The organism is Geodermatophilus marinus (assembly GCF_003428645.1).
Classification (GTDB): Bacteria; Actinomycetota; Actinomycetes; order Mycobacteriales; family Geodermatophilaceae; genus Geodermatophilus.
The window spans coordinates 13,624-32,886 of the sequence record NZ_QVQH01000037.1 but is presented as its reverse complement, the minus strand read 5'-3'; the positions used below and the strand labels follow the sequence as shown (position 1 = coordinate 32,886).

17 protein-coding genes are annotated in these 19,263 nt (G+C 76.5%); 10 read left to right on the top strand and 7 right to left on the bottom strand.

Annotated elements, in window-relative coordinates; all coding sequences use genetic code 11:
- Window positions 1-87 precede the first annotated feature (87 nt).
- Both D0Z06_RS26615 and D0Z06_RS23400 read right to left on the bottom strand, forming a co-directional pair.
- Entirely contained in the window at window positions 88-3,882 is a 3,795-nt protein-coding gene (locus D0Z06_RS26615; protein ID WP_117379955.1) for an RHS repeat-associated core domain-containing protein, read from the bottom strand.
- Window positions 3,883-3,993: 111 nt separating this feature from the next.
- The gene (locus D0Z06_RS23400; protein WP_233517918.1) at window positions 3,994-6,741 is read right to left on the bottom strand and encodes a helix-turn-helix transcriptional regulator; all 2,748 of its coding nucleotides are present in this window, start codon (window positions 6,739-6,741) and stop codon (window positions 3,994-3,996) included.
- Between the two features lie 89 nt (window positions 6,742-6,830).
- Here D0Z06_RS23400 and D0Z06_RS23395 point away from each other — a divergent pair, with 89 nt between their 5' ends.
- Window positions 6,831-7,046, top strand: a complete 216-nt coding sequence (locus tag D0Z06_RS23395) for a hypothetical protein (protein WP_147332116.1) — start codon at window positions 6,831-6,833, stop codon at window positions 7,044-7,046.
- A gap of 34 nt (window positions 7,047-7,080) precedes the next feature.
- Here the strand turns inward: D0Z06_RS23395 and D0Z06_RS23390 are convergent, their stop codons facing one another.
- Both D0Z06_RS23390 and D0Z06_RS23385 read right to left on the bottom strand, forming a co-directional pair.
- Window positions 7,081-7,845 carry a glycoside hydrolase family 16 protein gene (locus D0Z06_RS23390; RefSeq protein WP_199522505.1) on the bottom strand — a complete coding sequence of 255 codons (765 nt, stop codon included), beginning with the start codon at window positions 7,843-7,845 and terminating at the stop codon, window positions 7,081-7,083.
- A gap of 32 nt (window positions 7,846-7,877) precedes the next feature.
- Window positions 7,878-8,648: an SDR family NAD(P)-dependent oxidoreductase gene (locus tag D0Z06_RS23385; RefSeq protein WP_117379957.1), complete on the bottom strand. Its 771-nt coding sequence runs from the start codon at window positions 8,646-8,648 to the stop codon at window positions 7,878-7,880.
- A gap of 174 nt (window positions 8,649-8,822) precedes the next feature.
- Here D0Z06_RS23385 and D0Z06_RS23380 point away from each other — a divergent pair, with 174 nt between their 5' ends.
- The 6 genes from D0Z06_RS23380 to D0Z06_RS23355 all read left to right on the top strand — a co-directional run bounded on the left by D0Z06_RS23380 (window position 8,823) and on the right by D0Z06_RS23355 (window position 13,170).
- On the top strand, window positions 8,823-9,029 hold the full coding sequence (locus tag D0Z06_RS23380; RefSeq protein WP_117379952.1) for a hypothetical protein: 207 nt from the start codon (window positions 8,823-8,825) through the stop codon (window positions 9,027-9,029).
- Window positions 9,026-10,249, top strand: a complete 1,224-nt coding sequence (locus D0Z06_RS23375) for an acyl-CoA dehydrogenase family protein (RefSeq protein ID WP_117379951.1) — start codon at window positions 9,026-9,028, stop codon at window positions 10,247-10,249. Before D0Z06_RS23380 ends, D0Z06_RS23375 begins: the two co-directional genes overlap by 4 nt.
- Before the next feature lie 136 nt (window positions 10,250-10,385).
- Window positions 10,386-10,781, top strand: a complete 396-nt coding sequence (locus tag D0Z06_RS23370) for a hypothetical protein (protein ID WP_117379950.1) — start codon at window positions 10,386-10,388, stop codon at window positions 10,779-10,781.
- On the top strand, window positions 10,693-11,826 hold the full coding sequence (locus D0Z06_RS23365; protein WP_117379949.1) for an alpha/beta fold hydrolase: 1,134 nt from the start codon (window positions 10,693-10,695) through the stop codon (window positions 11,824-11,826). Before D0Z06_RS23370 ends, D0Z06_RS23365 begins: the two co-directional genes overlap by 89 nt.
- Window positions 11,819-12,379, top strand: a complete 561-nt coding sequence (locus D0Z06_RS23360) for a GNAT family N-acetyltransferase (RefSeq protein ID WP_117379948.1) — start codon at window positions 11,819-11,821, stop codon at window positions 12,377-12,379. The genes D0Z06_RS23365 and D0Z06_RS23360 overlap by 8 nt, the downstream gene beginning before the upstream one ends.
- Window positions 12,380-12,498: 119 nt before the next feature.
- Entirely contained in the window at window positions 12,499-13,170 is a 672-nt protein-coding gene (locus tag D0Z06_RS23355; protein WP_117379947.1) for a lysophospholipid acyltransferase family protein, read from the top strand.
- 3 nt (window positions 13,171-13,173) lie between these two features.
- Here the strand turns inward: D0Z06_RS23355 and D0Z06_RS23350 are convergent, their stop codons facing one another.
- The 3 genes from D0Z06_RS23350 to D0Z06_RS23340 are packed head-to-tail and all read right to left on the bottom strand — an operon-like array spanning window position 13,174 to window position 16,290.
- On the bottom strand, window positions 13,174-14,811 hold the full coding sequence (locus tag D0Z06_RS23350) for an ABC-F family ATP-binding cassette domain-containing protein (protein ID WP_117379946.1): 1,638 nt from the start codon (window positions 14,809-14,811) through the stop codon (window positions 13,174-13,176).
- Window positions 14,812-14,860: 49 nt separating this feature from the next.
- Entirely contained in the window at window positions 14,861-15,940 is a 1,080-nt protein-coding gene (locus D0Z06_RS23345; RefSeq protein WP_233517917.1) for an adenylate/guanylate cyclase domain-containing protein, read from the bottom strand.
- Window positions 15,937-16,290 carry a universal stress protein gene (locus tag D0Z06_RS23340; RefSeq protein WP_117379945.1) on the bottom strand — a complete coding sequence of 118 codons (354 nt, stop codon included), beginning with the start codon at window positions 16,288-16,290 and terminating at the stop codon, window positions 15,937-15,939. The genes D0Z06_RS23345 and D0Z06_RS23340 overlap by 4 nt, the downstream gene beginning before the upstream one ends.
- A 142-nt stretch (window positions 16,291-16,432) precedes the next feature.
- Between D0Z06_RS23340 and D0Z06_RS23335 the strand changes: the two genes are divergently transcribed.
- From D0Z06_RS23335 to D0Z06_RS23325, 3 genes are all read left to right on the top strand, one after another.
- Window positions 16,433-17,446, top strand: a complete 1,014-nt coding sequence (locus D0Z06_RS23335; RefSeq protein WP_117379944.1) for an ABC transporter ATP-binding protein — start codon at window positions 16,433-16,435, stop codon at window positions 17,444-17,446.
- A complete protein-coding gene (locus D0Z06_RS23330) occupies window positions 17,443-18,198 on the top strand; it encodes an ABC transporter permease (RefSeq protein WP_117379943.1) in 756 nt (251 codons plus the stop codon). The genes D0Z06_RS23335 and D0Z06_RS23330 overlap by 4 nt, the downstream gene beginning before the upstream one ends.
- Window positions 18,199-18,351: 153 nt before the next feature.
- On the top strand, window positions 18,352-19,161 hold the full coding sequence (locus tag D0Z06_RS23325; protein WP_117379956.1) for an ankyrin repeat domain-containing protein: 810 nt from the start codon (window positions 18,352-18,354) through the stop codon (window positions 19,159-19,161).
- Window positions 19,162-19,263 lie beyond the last annotated feature (102 nt).

Below are 19,263 nucleotides of genomic sequence, written 5' to 3'. Positions count from 1 at the left end.
GCTCCTTCGAGGTGGTGCGGTGGTCAGAGACCGCCATCCTCGGAGGAGCCCCCGCCGTCTCTGGCGGAGCTCCACGGGTGGGGACTTTCAGTGAGCAGCTCTGGGGAGATTCACCTGAGCGCCGTCACTGGCGGCGTACTCGTAGCGGTTGGCGCGGCGGGGGTCGGCGAGGGTCTCGAGCGGGTCTTGCTGGGTGAAGCGGCCGGTGGTGGGGTCGTACCAGCGGTGGCCGAGGTGCACGTAGCCGGTGCGGGTGTCGGTGACGCCGCCGGTGTAGCCGTAGATCTGCAGGTTGACGATGCCCGAGCCGTTGACGGCCGAGGCGGTGACCTTGCCCCAGGGGTCGTAGCTGTAGGCCGCGGTCTGGGCGCCGTCGTGGTTGATGGTGGCGACGATGGAGCCGAGGCCGTCGAGGGCGAGGTAGTGGGCGTTGGCGCCGACGATGGCCAGCGGGGTGCCCTGCGGGTCGTGCAGGTAGGAGTACGTCGTGCTGCCGGTGACGTAGGACTCGATGATCGGCAGGCCGTTGCTGTCGCTGCGGCCGTAGGTGTAGGTGCGGCTGCTGCCGTCGGTGATCAGTTCGGTCTGGTCGGTGCCGGCGTAGAGGTAACTAGCGGTTCCGCTGGACGTGGTGTTGGTGACCATTTGGCCGGCGGCGTTGTAAGTGAAGCTGCCGCGGGTGGGGTCGGCGGTGAGGTTGCCGGCCGCGTCGTAGGCGTAGCCGCTCATGGTCAACTGGTCGGCGGCGTTCACCGTCTGGGCCTGCCGCAGGTGGCTGAGGTAGTGGGTGCTGGTGCGATTGCCATTGGCGTCGTAGGCGTAGTGCGTCGGACCGACGTTGCCGGGGTCGGCCATGATCAGCCGGTTGGCCGAGTCGTAGCAGTAGTTGGTGTAGACGCCGGTGAGCTCATCCTTCTCTACCCAGCGCAATCCGCTATCCGGGTAGCCGCCGGTGGCGGTGGCGCACAGACCGCCGTCGGTGTCCTCGGCGTAGCTGTAGGACCGGTCGAACACTCGGGTCGTGTCATTGGACGTGCCCGACCAGGGGTTGGACCGCGAGGTCCAGGTGCGGTCGATGCGGCCGGAGGCGTCGTAGTCGGTGTGGGAGTGGGCGGCCCAGCGGGTGCGGCCGGTGTTGGTGTGGAACCAGGTGTCGGTGCGCCGGCCGTCGTCGTCGTAGGCGAACTCGATCTTCCGGCCGTCGGGCGGGGTCATGGCGGTGACCAGGTTGCGCACGTCGTAGGTGTAGCTGGTGGTGCCGGCGGCGTTGACGGCGGTGGCCAGGTTGCCGACCTTGTCGTAGCTGTAGGACACCCCGCCGGCGTTGGCCGAGTGGCTGCGGGCGGTGAGCCGGCCGAGCGGGTCGTAGTCGTAGCTGGTGGTGCCCGACCCGTCGTCGCGGCTGTCCAGCCGGCCGGCGGTGTCGTAGGCGTAGCTGACGTCGGGGGTGCTGTCGGAGAAGTCGACCTCGGTGATCCGGTCGAGGTCGTCGTAGCTGTAGCTGGTGGTGATGCCGCGGCCGTCGGTGAAGGTGGCCAGCCGGCCGTAGCCGTCCCAGGTCATGCTGCGGCCGCCCAGGCTGGTGCCCGACGGCGGGGTGATGCCGGTCAGCTGGCCGTCGCTGTTCGACGTGTAGTCGGTGACCGCACCCGAGGGGCTGGTGGAGGTGTCCACCGTGCCGTCGGCGTTGTAGGCCACGCTGGCAGTGTTACTGCCGGCGTCAGCAGCGGACAGCTGCTGCCCGGCGCCGTTGTAGGTGAACGTGCTGGTGTTGCCCTGGGCGTCGGTGCCCGAGGTGGGCTGGTGGCGGGTGGCCGCGGCGGTGTTGCCGTAGGCGAACGACGACCCGGCGCCGGTCGGGGCGGTGATGCCGGTCAGCGAGGTGCCGCCGTTGGCGCCGTAGTCGAGCGTGGTGGTGCCGGCGGTGTCGGTGGCGGTGGCCACGTCCAGCTGAGGGGTGTAGGTCTGCGACCGCTCCTTGCCGGCCGGGTCGATCGCGGTGTCGACCAGTTGCATGCCGTCGTCGGTCAGCTCGTAGCGGGTGTGCGCCGTCGCGTCCGGCGCCACCGACTGGTTGCTGTTGGGGTCGGCGACGCTGGTGGCGTCGGGCTCGTAGAGGAAGCGGGTGACCGCGTTGACGCCGGTGGTGGCGGTCGGCTGGGTGACCGTCTCGACGCGGCCGTCGTTGTCGTAGCCGAAGGTCGTCATCGCCCCGCCCGGCGCGGTGACGGCGTTGAGGTTGCCGCCCGAGCCGTGGGTGAAGGTGGTGACCCGGCCCTCCTGGTCGGTCATCGACGCCAGGTAGCCGTTGCCGTCGTAGGCCAGCGTGACCGACCGGTTCTCGGCGGTCGGGTAGCCGCCGGCGTCGGTGACCGTCTGGGTGATCTCGGTGATCCGCCCGGTGCCGGTGCCCTCGGTGTCGACGTCGAGCGTGCGGGCGCCGGTCGGGCCGACGTCGGAGGTGATCGTGGTCGGCGCGCCGTTGCTGTCGTAGCCGAAGGTCGCCTGGTTGCCCGAGCGGTCGGCCATGGCGGTCAGCCGGCCGGCCGGGTCGAACGACCAGGTCTGCCCCGTGTCGTGGTGGAACAGCTCCCAGCCGGAGGTGGCGTTGCCGGTCAGGTCCATCTTGAAGCCGGCCGGCGCGGTGTAGCTGCCGGGCGTGCCGGTGACCGGGGTGAAGGTGCCGGTCAGCCCGTTCGGCCCAGTGTAGACGACCAGGCCGGTGCCGCCGTCGTGGCGCAGCCGGACGTCCGGGCCGGTGGACAGCCGCCAGCCGGAGGACGGCGCGCCGACCGCTCCGGCGAAGGTCGAGTCCGCGCGGCGGGTGACCGAGTTGTAGGCCAGCCCGACCTCCAGGTCGTCGCTGGCCCGCCGCGGCAGGGTGATCGCGGTGGCGGTGACCAGCAGGTTGCCCGAGCCGACGTCGACCTGGGCGGCCAGCCGGTCGCCCAGGGTGAAGGGCAGCCGGGTCGCCCCGGGCCGCTCGCCGGCGCCGAGCGCCGCCGACGCTGCGCTGGTCTGGACCGCCGAGGCGGTGCAGCCGGTGTCGTCGCAGTGCGAGACCTGGTACTCGAAGCGCTCCCCGATGGCCAGCCGGTCGGCCGGCAGGGCCAGGGTGGCCGACCGGCCGGACACCGGCACATCGTCGAGCAGGTCCCACGAGCCGGCGCCGATGGTGCGGGCGGAGAAGTGGATCGACTCCGCCCCCGTACCGGGCGCATTGGCGACGCCGACCAGCACCGGCGCCAGCAGCTCCTTGACCGCCACCCCCGCCGTCGGCGCATACGCCGGCGCGGCCAGTACGCCGGTCACCGAGCCGGCCACCACCGCGGTGGCCAACCCTCCAACTACGGCCGCGCGCGCGACGGCGCGCGGCAGCCGCACCGAGAACACCCGGCGGCGGTTGAGGGCCGGGTACATCTGCATCACCCAGGAGACGGCCCCCGTCAGCAGCGCGAACCCGACGATGGCCTGCAGCGGGACGACCACGCGGAGCCACCCGGCCGTGGGCACGACGTCGCCGAAGCCGAGCGTGGCCGTCGTGACCAGCGAGACGTACACCGCGTCCACGAGGCCGGCGCGCCCTCCGGGTCCCAGGGTGGGGTCGTAGGAGAAGCCGTCGGGCAGGTGCGGCCAGTAGACGAGCGCGCCCCCGAGCACCACGCCCAGCCCCCACAGCGTGATGACCGCCACCATCGCCAGCGGACCGGCCAGCCCGCTGGGGCGCCCGCGGCCGGGCAGGCGGGACGCCCGCCACAGCAGGGTGAACACCGCCCGGGTGGCCCGGCCGCGCCGGGTGGGGACGAACAGGGTCTGGAACACCTCCCGCAGCACGAGGGCGACGACGACGGCGCCCGCGACCGTGGACGACCAGGCGAGCACGGGCGGGGACCTCCTCGGGCCTCGACGGGGCACCGGGCGCGGTGCCGCGAACCGGCGCCCGGTACCCGGCCCACCGGACGGGCAACCACCGCCCCCGGCCGGCGGGACGGCTCAACCGCCGGACCCGGCCGGGTCCCCGCCGGCTGCGAAGGCCGCCGCGACCGCGACCCGGGACCGCAGGCCGGTCTTGCGCAGGACCGCGGTGACGTGGTGCTCGACCGTCCGGGGGCTGAGGAACAGCTCGGCGGCGACCTCCCGGTTGGTCATCCCGCGGGCCACCAGGAGGGCCACCCGCGTCTCCTGCGAGGTGAGCACCCCGCCGGGCGACCCGCGCCGCACCCGCTGGCCGGTCGCCGCCAGCTCCTCGACCGCCCGGCGCTCCCAGCCGTCGAGCCCCATGCCCGCGAACGCGTCGGCCGCGAGGCGCAGCTGGCGGCGCGCGGCCACCCGCTCCCCGGACCGGCGCAGGCGGGCGCCGTGCAGCAGCCGGGTGCGCGCCGCCCCGAACGGGTCGGTGCCCGCGGCGGCGGCCTCGTGCGACCGCTCGAAGGCCGCGACGGCCGTCCCGCCGTCGCCGGCCACCAGGCCGGCCAGGCGCTCGACCTGCGCGCGCACCTCCGGCAGCGCCGTCCCGGCGTGCGTCTCGGCGTACCGGGCGGCCAGGGCCGCGGCCTCGGCGTGCCGGCCCAGCCCCAGGTAGGCCTCGACGAGATCCGGCGCCACCGCCAGCTCGTGGTCGCCCCGCGGCAGGCGCCCCCCGTCGGCGGCGATCCGCGCTTCCAGGACCGCCACGACCCGCGCGAGGTCGCCGCGGCACAGCGCGGTGAACGCGTCGACGAGGTGCACCTGCACCGACGCCGCCGCGACGCCGGCCCGGTTCCCGAGCTCCCGGGCGCTGGCCAGCGCGGCCGCCGCCTCCTCGTGCCGGCCCCGCGCCGCCTCCTCGAAGGCCAGCACCTCCGCCGCGGTCGCGAGGTCGGCGACGTAGCCGAGCTCGCGCCCCAGCTCCGTGGCCTCGCCCGCGACCGCGTAGGCGCGCCGGTGGTCACCGCGCACGAGGGCCCACCCGGCGACGAGGACGTGCACGAGGGGCAGGACGCCGAGGGCACCGGCGGCCCGCGCCGCGGACAGCCGGCGTTCCACGACCGGGACGGCCCGCTCCGGCTCCCCGGCCCAGGCGGGGGCGAGCGCGGCGACCGCGAGGTAGCGGGCGTCCGTGCGCAGCCGGGGGTCGGTCTCCAGCCGCTCCAGCGCCCGCAGGGCCGGGACGCGCGCCTCGGCCCAGCGGCCGCCGAAGGCCAGCGCCATCGCCTCGGTGTGGTCGGCGAGGGCCGCCTGCTCGGGGTCCCCGGGGTCCGCGGTGGCGCGTACCTCGGCGGCGACCGCGGCGACCGCGGCGGGTGACCCGGGGCGGTAGCCGACGAAGCCGAGCTCGACGAGGGCCCGCAGCCGCTCGCCGCCCACCGCGCAGTCGGCCGCCGAGCGCAGCAGGTCACCGGCCGCGGGGACCGACCCGGCGTAGTGCTCGATCGTGCCGAGGGTGAGCAGCGCCCGCCCGCGGTCGGCCGGCGCAGCGCCCCCGTCGAGGACCTCCCCGGCCAGCCGCCGGGCGCGGACCGGGTCCCCGGCCAGCCAGGCGTCCTCGGCCGCCACCGACCGGTCGGTGGCGGCCGCACCGGCCGAGCCGCGCAGCCGGGCGGCGTGCTCCTGCAGCGCCGAGGCCGCGGCCAGCCCGCGGCGCCCCCGTTCCCGCCCGGCGAGGAGGACCAGGTCGTCGGCGAGCCGGTCGTCGGCGCCGAGCACGGCCAGCGACCGGTGCCGGGTCGCCAGCTCCGGGTCCCCGTCCAGCGCCGCGGCCAGAGCGGCGTGCGCCGAGCGCCGCTCGCCGGGGGGCGCGGCCCGCAGCGCGGCCGCGCGGAGGAGCGGGTGCACCGCCTCGAGCGTGCCGGGCCCGCTGACCAGCAGCCCGCACCGCTCGGCGTCGGCCACCGCCTCCTCCGCGACGAGCCCCTCGGCCCCGAGCGCGCGCACCACCGGCCCGGCGTCCGGACGGGGGGAGCAGGCGACGAGCAGGAGGGCGCGGCGGGCACCGGCCGGGGCCTGCTGCAGCACCCGGTCGAACCCCGCCGCGAGCCGCTGCCCGACCGGGACGGCGTCCGGGAGCGGGGCCGACCCGCGGCGCTGCTCGGGGCTGAGGGCGCTCGCGGCCTCGCGCAGCCCGAGCGGGTTGCCGCCGGTCGCGGCCACGAGCGCCCCGACGAGGGGGGCGGCGACCTGGCCGGCCAGGAGCAGGCGCGCGGCCGGGAGGTCCAGCCCGGTCAGGTCCCGCCACGGCAGGTCGGACAGCTCGTCGGCCTCCCCGGGCAGCGGCGGGCGGCGGGCGAGCAGGAAGGCGACCCGGTCCCCCCGCAGCCGCCGGACGGCGAAGGCCACCGCCCGCAGCGATCCCGGGTCGAGCCACTGGACGTCGTCCACCACGACGAGCAGCGGCTCGCGCTCGGCCGCCGCCCCGAGCAGGGAGACGGTGCCGGCGGCCACCAGGAAGCGCTCGCCCGGGACGGGGCCCGCCGTCCACCCCAGCGCGGCGCCGAGCGCGTCGCGCTGGCCGGCGGGGAGGTCCGGGAGGCCCGCCCGCAGCGGGGTCAGCAGGTCGAGCAGCGCGGCGTGGCCCAGGCCGAGCTCGGCGTGCACGCCGCGGGTCCGGGTCACCCGGAACCCCCCGGCCGCGGCCGCGGCGGCGTCCAGCAGGCTGGTCTTGCCGACGCCGGCCTCGCCCTGGAGGCAGGACGCACGGGACCGGCCGCGGCGGGCGTCGTCCAGCGTCGCGGCGATCGCGGCCAGCTCGGGTGCACGGCCCACGAGCACGGCCCCGGACCGTACGCGCCGCGCGGGTGGATGGGGGATCCCCCCGACGCGAGAGGCGCGCCCGGCTCCCGACCCTGTCCCCCATGATGCTGCTGACCGCACCGCCGGCACCCGCGGCTCCCCCGGCCGGACCGGCCGCCCGCCGCACCCGTCCCGGACTCGTCACCCGGCTGGTCCTGCTCCTCGGCCCGCACGCCGCGACGGTCGAGATGGTCGTCGGCGCCCCCGTCGGGCTGCGGACGGTCTGCGCGCTGCGGGCGGCCCGGGGCGAACTCCTGCGGCCGGGGTCCCGGCGGTGAGCACCGCCGCGCCGACGTCCGGGACGCCGGGGCGTCAGGCCGGCGGCCGGCTGCGGACCGACGACACCACGAGCTCCGGCACGGGCACCTCGGTCTCGTCGGCCGCGGCGCGGGCCGGGAAGTCGAAGACGCCGAGCATCAGCTGCACCGGGTGGTCGGGGGCCTGGTCGAGGCGCCGGACCACCTGCCCGTCGACGGTGAACACCAGGGACCCGGGGGCCCAGTCGACCGCGTAGGTGTGGTCGCGGCCGAGGTCGAGGGGCAGGCGCACGGTGGTGAAGTCCTCGGACACGTCGGGGTTGCCGAACTTGTGCAGCCCGACCCCGACGTCGGCCGTGCCGTCCCGGACGGTGTCCCCGAAGACCTCGGCGACGCAGATCTCCGCCGAGTGCTCACGGACCTCCTCGGTGCCCGACAGCCAGAAGGCGGCCATCGACCGCGCGGGGACGGTGGCGCGCACGGTGGCCTCGATCCGGCCGTACCGGGGGGTGTGGCCCCAGAAGGCGGGCTGCTCCTCAAGCACGACGAGCCCGTCGGCGAACGGCTGCGGCCCCCGCGTGCTGCCGACCGGGCCGGACCAGTTGCCGGTCTGCAGGCAGGACACCCGCATCGGCTCCTCGTGGAGGTCCGGGCACCACAGCGGCTGCTCCGGCGGGATCCAGAGCCGCAGCTCGCCGTCGCGCACCTCGTACGTGGCCGCCGAGGCGGCCCGCGAGCTCCAGTGCGGCAGGTAGTACGGGAACCACACGTCGCGGTCCAGGGCCCGCCCCGGGAAGCGCTCGTCCAGCACCTCGCGCACGGGGGCAGCCTAGGGACCGCCCCCGGGCGTCGTCAGCTGGTGAGCATGCCCCCCTCGACCGGCAGCGTGGTCCCGGTGACGTAGCCGCCGGCGTCGCTGACGAGGAAGACCAGCGCGGCGGCGAGCTCGTCGGGGTCGCCCTTGCGGCCCACGAGCACGCGGGACAGCTGGCCCTCGATGTAGCCCTCCGGGTACTGGTCGGTCATCTCGGACTCGAAGAACCCCGGTGCGAGGGCGTTGACCCGGATGCCCTTGCGGCCGGTCCACTGCTGGGCGAGGTCGCGGGTCAGCCCGATGAGCCCGGCCTTGCTGGCGGCGTAGGCGGCCTGCGGCAGCCCGGCGGTGGTCAGCCCCAGGATGCTGGAGATGTTCACGATGGAGCTGCCCGGCTGCATCACCCGCCCGCAGGCCTGGGCCATCCAGTAGCAGCCGTTGAGGTTCACGTCGACGACCTGGCGGAACTGCTCCGGGCTCTCTCGGGTGGCCGGCACGGCCGTCCCCACCCCGGCGTTGTTGACCAGGACGTCGACCTTGCCGAACTCGGCCATCGCCGCGTCGACCAGCGCCTGGCAGTCCTCGGGCCGGGAGACGTCGGTGCGCACGGTGAGCGCCCGCCGGCCGGCCGCCTCGACGGCCTGCTTCGTCCCGGCCAGCCGGTCCTCGCGGCGCGCCCCCAGCGCCACGTCGCAGCCGGCCTCGGCAAGCGCCCGGGCGAACACCGCGCCCAGGCCCGAGGAGGCGCCGGTCACGATCGCCACCCGGTCGTCCAGCCGGAACATGTCGAGGATCGTCCTGTCGCTCATGCCGCTCCCGTCGTCGAGGTGGTCCGCAGCGAGCCTGTCCCGGGCCGGGCCGGCGCGCCACTCCGGTACCCGGACCACCCGGGGGATCCGGAACGAGGACGGCCGGGACGCGGGGTAGACCGCGGTCGGCCGGGGTAGGGCCGGGTCCCGTCCCCTGCAGGAGGAGGCCCCGCGGTGGACCCCGCACAGCCCCTGGTCGGCACGACCGCGGGCCACGGCGACCGGGCCGGGCTCCGCGTGGGCGCCGCCGTCCCGGCCCACGACGGGTCCCGCGACACCGCCGCCGGCGTGACCGCGGGCCTGCGGGCGAGATTGCCCGAGGGCGCGACCGGGACGATCCTGGGCCGCGCCGTCGAGATCCCCCCGGAGGTCGCACGATGACACCGCAGGCTCCCCCGCAGACCGCGCAGCCCGTGGACACCAGCCACCTGGGCGAGGCGCTGGGCACCGACTTCTTCTCGGTGCGCGACCAGTTCACCGACGAGCAGTGGGAACGGTTCATCGCCGTCCGCCGCTTCGTCGACGCCGAGGTGGTCCCGGTCGCCGGTGACTACTGGGAGCGTGCCGAGGTGGCGTGGCCGCTGATCCGCCGGCTGCCGGAGCTCGGCGTCGTCGGCGAGAGCATCAAGGGCTACGGCTCGGCCGAGATGAGCCCGATGGCCGCGGGGCTGGTGCACATGGAGCTGCACCGCGGCGACGGCAGCCTGGGCACCTTCCTCGGCGTGCACGCCGGGCTGGCGATGCAGTCGGTCGACATGTGCGGCTCGGAGGAGCAGAAGGCCCGCTGGCTGCCGGCGATGGCGACGCTGGACAAGATCGGCGCGTTCGCCCTCACCGAGCCGCACCACGGCTCGGACTCCGTCGCGCTGGAGACCTCCGCCCGCCGCGAGGGCGACACCTGGGTCCTCGACGGCGCCAAGCGGTGGATCGGCAACGGCACGCTGGCCGACCTCGTGGTCGTGTGGGCGCGCGACGCGGCCGACGGCCAGGTCAAGGGCTTCGTCGTCGAGACCCCGGCCGAGGGGTACGAGGCCTCGGTCATCACCGGCAAGATGTCGCTGCGCTCGGTGTGGCAGGCCGACATCGAGCTGCGCGGGGTGCGGGTGCCGGAGGAGAACCGGCTGCAGGGGGCGCACAGCTTCGCCGACACCGGCCGGGTGCTGGCCACCACCCGGAGCGCCTGCGCCTGGATGGCCCTGGGCCACGCGACCGCCGGGTACGAGGCCGCCCTCACCTACGCCAAGGAGCGCCGGCAGTTCGGCAAGCCGCTCGCGGGCTTCCAGATCGTCCAGGAGCGCCTGGTGCGCATGCTCGCCGCGCTGACCGGCATGCAGCTCTACTGCATGCAGATCGGCCGGCTGGCCGAGGCCGGGCGGCTGTCGCCGACCGTCGCCGGGCTGGCCAAGATGCACAACACCCGGACGGCGCGCGAGATCCTCGCCGAGGCGCGCGACCTGCTCGGCGGCAACGGGATCCTGCTGCAGAACCACGTCATCCGGCACATGGCCGACATCGAGGCCATCCACACGTTCGAGGGCACCGAGACGGTGCAGACGCTCATCGTCGGCCGGGACATCACCGGGATGAGCGCCTTCACCTGAGAGAGGACCCCGTCCTCCCCTTGAAGGACCCCCTTGCCCCCCGCCACTCGCGGGCTCGCACCGGGACCCGGCAAGGGGGCCGTCCGAGCTCGGGGCGGTGCCCTGGACGGGGCCGGGACACGAGGAAGGGAGACACATGGCCGACGCACGACCGCCGCTGTGGCGGCAGGCGTTCGACGCCGCCGAGCGCCGGGTCACCCCGCGCGCGGAGGAGTTCGTGCGCACCGAGACCTTCGCGGTCGGCGCCGCGCTGCTGCGGCGGGCCACCACCCTGGCCCTCGCCTCGGCGCGCGGCGCCAGCACCCGCGCCTGGCACCTGCTCAACCTGCCGGCCGGCACCGACGTCCACCGGCTCCGGGCGCAGGTCGGCGCCCTGGACCGGGAGGTCCGGCGGCTGACCCTGCAGCTCGAGGCCCAGCGAGCCCGCACCCGCGAGGAGTCCGATGCCCACCCTGCCCACCCTGCCCACCCCGCAGACGGTCCTCGACCGCGTCCGGCGCGACGTGGAGCGCAACGCCCTCCGCGCGCGTAACGGCCTCAAGCTCGTCGGCGGCATCGACCGGCCCCAGGTCGGCACCACCCCGAAGGACGTCGTCTGGCAGCGCGGCCGCACCCAGCTGTGGCGCTACCGCAACGACCCCGAGGTCCACGGCGGGGTCCGGTGGTCCCCACCGCTGCTCATCGTCTTCAGCCTGGTCAGCCGCAGCTACGTGCTCGACCTGGCCCGGGGCAACAGCTTCGTCGAGCAGCTGCTCACCGCCGGCTTCGACGTCTGGATGCTCGACTGGGGCGAGCCGGACGCGCGGGACGCGGCCAACACCCTCGAGGACTACGTCGACGACTACATCCCGGCGGGCATCGACCGGGTGCTCGAGGTCACCGGCGCCGACGAGGTCACCCTCTTCGGCTACTGCTTCGGCGGGGACCTCGCCCTGCTGCACGCCGCGCACCACCCCGACACCCCGGTGCGCAGCCTGACCGTCCTGGCGACCCCGGTGGACTTCCGCCGGATGGGGCCGCTGTCGGACCTGTTCCGCGTCGGGGGCCTGGAGGTCCGCGACGTGCTCGACGCCGACGGCAACGTGCCGCCCCGCGTCGTCGTCCAGGGCTTCCGCGCGCTCACCCCCACCGCCGAGGTGACCCGCTACGTGACCCTGTGGGAGAAGCTCTGGGACGACCGGTACGTCGCCGGCTACCAGGCCATGACCGGCTGGGCCGACGACCACGTGCCCTTCCCGGGCGCCGCCGCGGAGGAGACCGTGCGGATGCTGGTGCGCGACAACGGGATGGTCACCGACCGGCTGAGCGTCGGCGGCGACCGGGTGCACCTGGCGGACATCCGGGTGCCGTTCCTCACCGTGCGGGCCGACCGCGACCACATCGTGCCGCCGGAGGCGACCGCGCCGCTGGTCGACCTGGTCGGCTCCACCGACAAGCACGAGCTGCGGCTGCCGGCCGGGCACATGGGCCTGGTCGTCGGCCGGACCGCCGCCCGGACCACGGTCCCGACCATCATCGACTTCCTCCGGCGGCGCAGCGAGCCGGTGGAGGGCGCCCGGGAGGACACGCGTGGCTGACGTCGTCGACCTGACCCCCGCGCACTGCGACGCGCTGCTGCGCTTCTTCGCCGACCTGCCCGAGGGCGACCGGACCTTCATCCGCGACGACGTGACCGACGCCGAGGTGGTGCGCGGCTGGGCGGCCGGGGGCACGCCGGGCACCCGCCGCTGGGTCGCCGTCGAGGACGGCGGGAGCGCCGGGGACGTCGTCGCCGGGTACGTCGCGGTGCTGCGCCTGCCCGGCTGGTCCGACCACGTCGGGGAGGTCCGGCTGGTCGTGGCCCCCGGGGCCCGCGGCAGCGGGCTGGGCCGGGCGCTGGCCCGGCACGCGCTGGTCCAGGCGGTCGAGGCCGGGCTCACCAAGCTGGTGGTGGAGGTGGTCGCCGAGCAGGGCGCGGCCCTGGCGCTGTTCACCGACCTGGGGTTCACCGGGGAGGCGCTGCTCGTCGACCACATCCGCGACCGCGACGGGCACCTGCGCGACCTGATGGTCCTCGCCCACCACGTCGGCGACACCTGGGCGGGGATGAGCGCGGTGGGCCTGCCCGAGGCGCTCGGCGAGCCGTCCTGAGCAGATCCCCGGATCGACGTCCGGCCGCCGTCCGGGCGTTCCCGCGCGGTCACCTCGGCGAGCCACCCTCGGGGGCACGCGGACCCGTCCCGGGTCCGCCGAGCGTCCCGGGAGGCACCGTGACCGCACCCCCGTCCGGCCGCTGGCTGCGCGTCGGCGCCACCGTCGCCGCCGGGCGGCTGCGCCCGCCCGTCGGCAGCAGCCGCCGGCGCTCCGTGTGCGGCGCCGCCCGGGTCCTCACCGGGCTCGGGCTGCGCGTCGAGGTGCGCGCGCCCGCGGTGGCCTGGCCGCGCGGCGGCACCGGCCTGCTGCTGGTGGCCAACAGCGTGTCGGCGCTGGACCCCCTCGCCCTGCTGACCGCCGTGCCCGCAGGGGTGGTGGCCGGGTCGCCGGACCGGCTGGCCGGGGTCGGCCTCCCGACGGTCCCGGCGGTCCCGGCCCGGGTCGCCGCGACCCTGCACGGCGGGACGTCGGTGGTGGTGCGGCCGGAGGAGCGCACGGAGGACGGCGGGCCGGGCCGGTTCTCCCCCGCGCTGCTGGTCGCGGCGCCGGCCACCGGGGCGGCCGTGTGCCCGGTCGCCGTCCGCTACCGGGGCCCGGCGACCCCGCCCCCCGCCGGCCGCTCGAGGGTCGCCGCGCTGCGCTGGCTGGCCGCCTCGCCCGGGACCGTCGTCGAGGTGCACCTGCTGCCGGCGCTGGCGTCGGCCGGGGCGAGCGCCGCCGAGCTGGCCACCCTGGCCGAGTACGCGGTGGCCGGCGTCCTCGAGCCGGCCCTGCCGGCGGCCCGCTGACCCTCAGCCCTCGGTGACCCGCCCGCCGGCCACCGCCAGGCGGCGGGTGGTGTCCACGGCGGCGAGCATCCGGCGGTCGTGGGTGACCAGCAGCAGCGTCCCCCGGTAGCCGGCCAGCGCCTGCTCGAGCTGCTCGATGGCGGGCAGGTCGAGGTGGTTGGTCGGCTCGTCGAGGACGAGCACGTTGACCCCGCGGGCCTGCAGCAGCGCCAGCCCCGCCCGGGTGCGCTCCCCGGGCGAGAGCGTGCCCGCCGCGCGCAGCACGTGCTCGGCGGTGAGCCCGTACTTGGCGAGCAGGGTGCGGACCTCGCTGGTCGGCAGGTCGGGCACCTCCGCGGAGAAGGCGTCGAGCAACGACTCGGACCCGACGAAGGCCGCGCGGGCCTGGTCGATCTCCCCCACCCGGACCGAGGGCCCCAGCGAGCCGCGCCCCGCGTCGAGGGGGACCCGGCCGAGCAGCGCGGCCAGCAGGGTGGTCTTGCCCGCGCCGTTGGGCCCGGTGATCGCCACCCGGTCGCCCCAGTCCACCTGCAGGTCGACCGGCCCGAGGATGAACCCACCGCGCCGCACGACCGCACCGGAGAGGGTGGCCACGACCGCGCCGGCCCGCGGTGCGGCGGCGATCTGCATCCGCAGCTCCCACTCCTTGCGCGGCTCCTCGACGACCTCCAACCGCTCGATCCGGCGCTCGGTCTGCCGCGCCTTCGCCGCCTGCTTCTCCGCCGAGGACCGGTTGTGCGCCTTGATGAACTTGTCGGGGTCCCGCTGCTTCTTGACCGCGTCGCGCACGCCCTTGGCCATCCAGTTGCGCTGCATGCGCGCCCGGGCCTCGAGGTCGGCCCGGGTCCCGGCGTACTGCTCGTACTCCTCCCGCGCGTGCCGGCGGGCGACCTCCCGTTCGGTCAGGTACGCCTCGTAGCCGCCGTCGTGCACCCGCACCGACTGCTGGGGCAGGTCCAGCTCGACGACCCGCGTCACGGTGCGGGCCAGGAACTCCCGGTCGTGGCTGACCACGACGATGCCGGCCCGCGCCTCGGTGACGAAGCGCTCGAGCTGGGCGAGCCCGGCCAGGTCGAGGTCGTTGGTCGGCTCGTCGAGCAGCAGCACGTCGTAGCGGGACAGCAGCAGCGCGGCCAGCCCGACGCGGGCGGCCTGGCCGCCCGAGAGCCCGGCGGCCGGCGCCTCGGGGTCCACCCCGGGCGCGACCTCGGCCACCACCTGCGCGATGCGCTCGTCGAGGTCGGCCCCGCCGAGGGCCAGCCAGCGCTCCAGCGCCGCGGCGTACTCGTCGTCGGCACCCGGCCGGCCGGCCGCCAGGGCCTCGGTCGCGGCGTCCAGCGCGGCCTGGGCGGCGGTGACGCCGGTCCGGCGGGCCAGCGCCGCGCGGACGCTCTCCCCCGGCCGGCGCTCGGCCTCCTGCGGCAGGTAGCCCAGGGTGGCCGTCGGCGGCGTGACCGCCACCCCGCCGGACTGCACCGGCAGCTCACCGGCCAGGGTCCGCAGCAGGGTGGACTTGCCGGCGCCGTTGACCCCGACGAGCCCCACCACGTCGCCCGGGGCGACCACCAGGTCGAGGTCGGAGAACAGCACCCGGGCGCCGTGCCCGGCAGCGAGCCCGCGGGCGACGAGGGTGGCGCTCATGCCGCCCAGGGTGCCGGGTCCGCCCCGTCCGGGGCGAACGTGATCCGGGTCACGGCCGGTCGGGCGCGTCCGGACCCTCGCCGAGCACGTCGTCGGCCATCTCGTCCAGCATCGCCTCGACCGCGAGGTCCTCCCCGCCGGGTGGGCGGTGGCGCACCGACCACGGCTGGAGGTCCTCGTAGCCGCGCACCGACACCCGGTTCAGCGGGCGCACCCGGAACCGGGGCAGCCCGCGCAGCCGGCGGGCCAGCTCCCGGTCCACCAGCAGGGCCCCCGGCCGCGCGATCGTGGTCAGCCGGCTGGCCAGGTTGACCACCGGCGAGTAGACGTCGCCGAGGTGGGTCAGCACCCGCCCGTAGGCCGCCCCGACCCGCAGCGGCGGCCGCTGCGCGGTCCGCCACGCGACCGGCAGCTCCAGCCCGATCTCCACGGCGTCGACCGGCGAGGGGGCGGTGTAGAGGACGCCGTCCCCCACCGTCTTGACCACGCGGCCGGAGCGGCGGGCGATGACCTCGGCCGCGGTGGCCTCGAAGTCCTCGATCATCTCCCCGAGCTCACGACCGCCCATCCCGCGGCTGCGGGTGGTGTAGCCGACCAGGTCGGCGAAGCCCACGGCGAGCTCGCGGCTGTCGCCGGGCCCGGCGCTGCCGACCAGCCGCTCGGCGTTGGCGGCCAGGTGCCGGCGCCACACGTAGTCCTGCACCGCCCGCAGCAGGGGCAGCAGGCGGCGGGTGCTCTCCGCGGCCCGCTCGGGGTCCACCCGGCCGGGCGGGTCGGTGCCGCGGCTGAGCACCTCGCCGAGCATGTCGGTCTGCCAGTCCGCCAGCCGGGCCAGCGACTGCGCCATGGCCCGGGCGATGGAGGCCTCGGTCGCCTCGTCGACGAACCCCGCGTCGATGAGCGCGGAGAGCAGCCCGAGCGCCTGCACGTCGGCGTCGGTGAAGACCAGCGCGTCGTCGGGCGCGTCGGGGAACCCGAGGGCCCGCCAGAGGCGCTGCGTCCGCCGCGGCTCCATGCCGGCCATCGCCGCCACCTGCCCGCGGGTGTAGCGGCGCGGACCGCCCAGGAGCAGCCGTTCCAGGAGCTCGCGGGCCTCCGGCTCGCCCGCGGCGTCCCCGGGCCCGGTCACCCGGTGGTGCGGACGACCAGGACGTCGACCGGCGAGCGGCGGGTGGGCCCGGCCGGCCCCGAGCCCAGCACCCCGCCCCGCAGGCCGCCCGGCCCCCGGTTCCCCGCCACGAGCAGGTCGGTCCGCTCCCGGTCCTCCGCCGGCCCCGGGGCCACCACCTCGTGCACGTCCTCGCCGAGCACCTCCCGCGCCCGGCGGTACCCGTTCCGGCCCACCCGCGGCGGCCGGTGGGCGCAGCCGACGACCGGCCGCGCACCGACCGCGCCGGGCAGGGCACCGGCCCGGTGCACCGCGCGCAGCGAGGAGGCGGACCCGTCGGTGCCGACGACCACGGTGCGGTAGGCCCTCACGGGCGGCCAACCTACCGGGACGCCGCTCCCCCGGGCGTGTCCTGCCTCACCCCGCCCCGGGCGTCGGGCCCCGGGTCTCCCGGCCCGGGATCCCCGTGCGCTAGGAAGGTGGCGCCGACCGACCACGACCGAGGAGACGGCCATCCGCCCCGGCAGCACGGCCCACCGCGACCCCGTACGGGTCGAGGTCACGGGCCTCACCAAGACCTTCGGCGCCGTCCGCGCCGTCGACGACCTCACCTTCAGCGTGGAACCCGGGTCGGTGACCGGCTTCCTCGGGCCCAACGGCGCCGGGAAGACCACGACGATGCGCATGGTGCTCGGCCTCGAGCAGCCCGACTCCGGCACCGCGACCTTCAACGGCGCCCGCTACGCCGACCTCCCTGCGCCGGTGCGCACCGTGGGCGCGGTCCTGGAGACCGCCTTCCACCCCGCCCGATCCGGCCGCAACCACCTGCGGGTCTACTGCCGCGCCGCCGGCCTCCCCCTGTCCCGCGCCGAGGAGACGCTCACCCAGGTCGGCCTCGCCGACGCCGGCGGCCGCCGTGCCGGTGGCTACTCGCTGGGCATGCGGCAGCGGCTGGCGCTGGCGACCGCGCTGCTCGGCGACCCGCCGGTCCTGGTGCTCGACGAGCCGGCCAACGGCCTGGACCCCGAGGGCATCCAGTGGCTGCGCGGCTTCATCCGGCACCTGGCCCACGACGAGGGGCGCACGGTGCTGGTCTCCAGCCACCTGCTCTCGGAGATGGAGCACACCGCCGACCGGGTCGTCATCGTCGGCGCCGGCCGGCTGGTCCGCGAGGGCTCCATCGCCGAGCTGCGGGCCGGCGCCCAGGGTCCCGGCACCGTGCTGGTCCGCAGCCCCGAGGCCGGCCGGCTGGCCGACGTCCTGGGTGCCGCCGGCCTGGCCGCCACCCGCGGGGACGACGGCCTGGTGACCGTGCGCGGGGCCACCCCGGCCGACGTCGGGGCCCGGGCGTTCGCCGCGCAGCTCGAGCTGCACGAGCTGCGCGCCGAGAGCAGCGGCCTCGAGGACCTCTACTTCCGCCTCACCGCCGGCCAGGAGCAGTTCGCCGCCACCTCGCCGAGCACGTCGCCGGGCACGGCGCCGGGCGCCGGGACCGCCGACCCGACCACCCCGGGAGCCGCACGATGACCGCGCTCGTCCGCGCCGAGTGGACCAAGCTGTTCACCACCCGCGTCTGGATCGGGCTGCTGCTCGGCGCCTGCGCCATGGTGGCCGGCTTCGCCGTCCTGTTCACCTCCTTCGCCGGCAACGCGGAGAGCGGGCTGCCGCCGGTGGGCTCGGAGCAGTACGAGGAGCTCATCCTCGCCACGGCGGCGAACGTGACCGTGCTGTTCCTGATCCTCGGGATCATCGGGATGACGCAGGAGTACCGGCACCGGACGGCGACCCCCACGTTCCTCACCACGCCCCGGCGCGGCCGCGTGGTCGTCGCCAAGCTGGTCGGGTACGCCCTGGCGGCGGTCCCCTTCGCCCTCCTGGTGCTGGCCGTGAACTACGCGGTGGTGGCCGTCTACGCGGGTGCCCGCGGCGACGCCCCGGCGCTGACGGGGGACAACCTGCGCATCCTCGCCAGCAGCGGCCTGGCGCTGGTGATCTACGCCGTCATCGGCGTGGGGATCGGCGCCCTGCTGCGCAACCAGGTGGGCGCCATCGTCGGCGGCCTGGTCTACCTGTTCGTCATCGAGCCGATCATCCGGTCGATCCCGGCCACGTCCGGGGCGTACAAGTGGATGCCGGGGGGTGCGCTGGAGGCGCTGACGGCCACCTTCGAGGGCCCGGACCTCCTGGAGCCCTGGCAGGGCGGGCTGCTGCTGCTCGGATACGGTCTGCTGGCAGCCCTGCTCGGCACCCTGCTCGCCGTGCGCCGCGACGTGGTCTGAGGAGGGGGACCCGTCCCCCTCCCCCGCCGCCCGCGGGCTCGGGGCGGGACCCTGGAGGTGCTCCCCACCTCCCCGTCCCGAGCGAGCCCGGGGCGGCGCCCCGGACGGGGCCGCCGCCCGCGGCACCCACCCCCGACCGGAACCGTGATGCCCATGACCACCCGGATGACCGCCCAGCGGCTCGCCCGGCTCGTCGCTGACGGCGACACCGAGTCCGTCCGCAGCGCGATCGGCGAGTCGCCCCGCCTCCTCACCGCCACCGTCGAGCGCGACGGCCTGGGCGGCTGGACGCCGCTGCACCTGGCCGTCGCCGAGGGCCGGGCCGAGATCGTGCGCGTCCTGGCCGGCGCGGGAGCGGACCTCGACGCCCGGACCGAGCACGACCGCACCCCGCTGCACACTGCGCTCGAGTTCGCCCCGGACCTCGTCGCCCTGCTCCGCGAGCTCGGGGCGGCGGTCGACGCGCCGAGCGCCGCCTACCTGGACGACGTCGACCAGCTGGCCGCCGAGCTCGACGCCGGGGCGCCCCTCGCCGACCCGGTGACCGGCGTCGACCTGCTCACCTGGGCGGCGGTCGGGGGGGCGGCCGGCACGGCGCGGACCCTCCTGGACCGCGGTGCCGCCGCGGACGGCGGCGCGCTGCACGCCGCGGCCGGCGGCGGCCACCTGGAACTGGTCCGGCTGCTGCTGGACGCCGGCGCCGACGTCAACCGCCGGGACCCCGACAGCGGCCGCAGCGCCCTGCACCGTGCCGTGGAGGGCGGCGCGGACGGCACCGCCCCGGACGTCGTCCGGGCGCTGCTCGACGCCGGGGCCGACGTCAACGCCACCACCAGCGACGGGGCCAGCGCCCTGGACATCAGCCGGGTGGCCGCCGCGCGCAACCGCCGGGACGACGCGGGGCGGGCCGGCGGGCACGACGCGGTCGTCGACCTGCTCGTCGCCCGGGGCGCCACCGACTGACCTCCCCACCGGCGCCGGGTCGCGCGTGCCCGGGCTCGGACCGGGGGCGTCGGGCGTAGACTCGGCACCCGGTCCAGACCCGTCCACGACGACGAAGAGGCA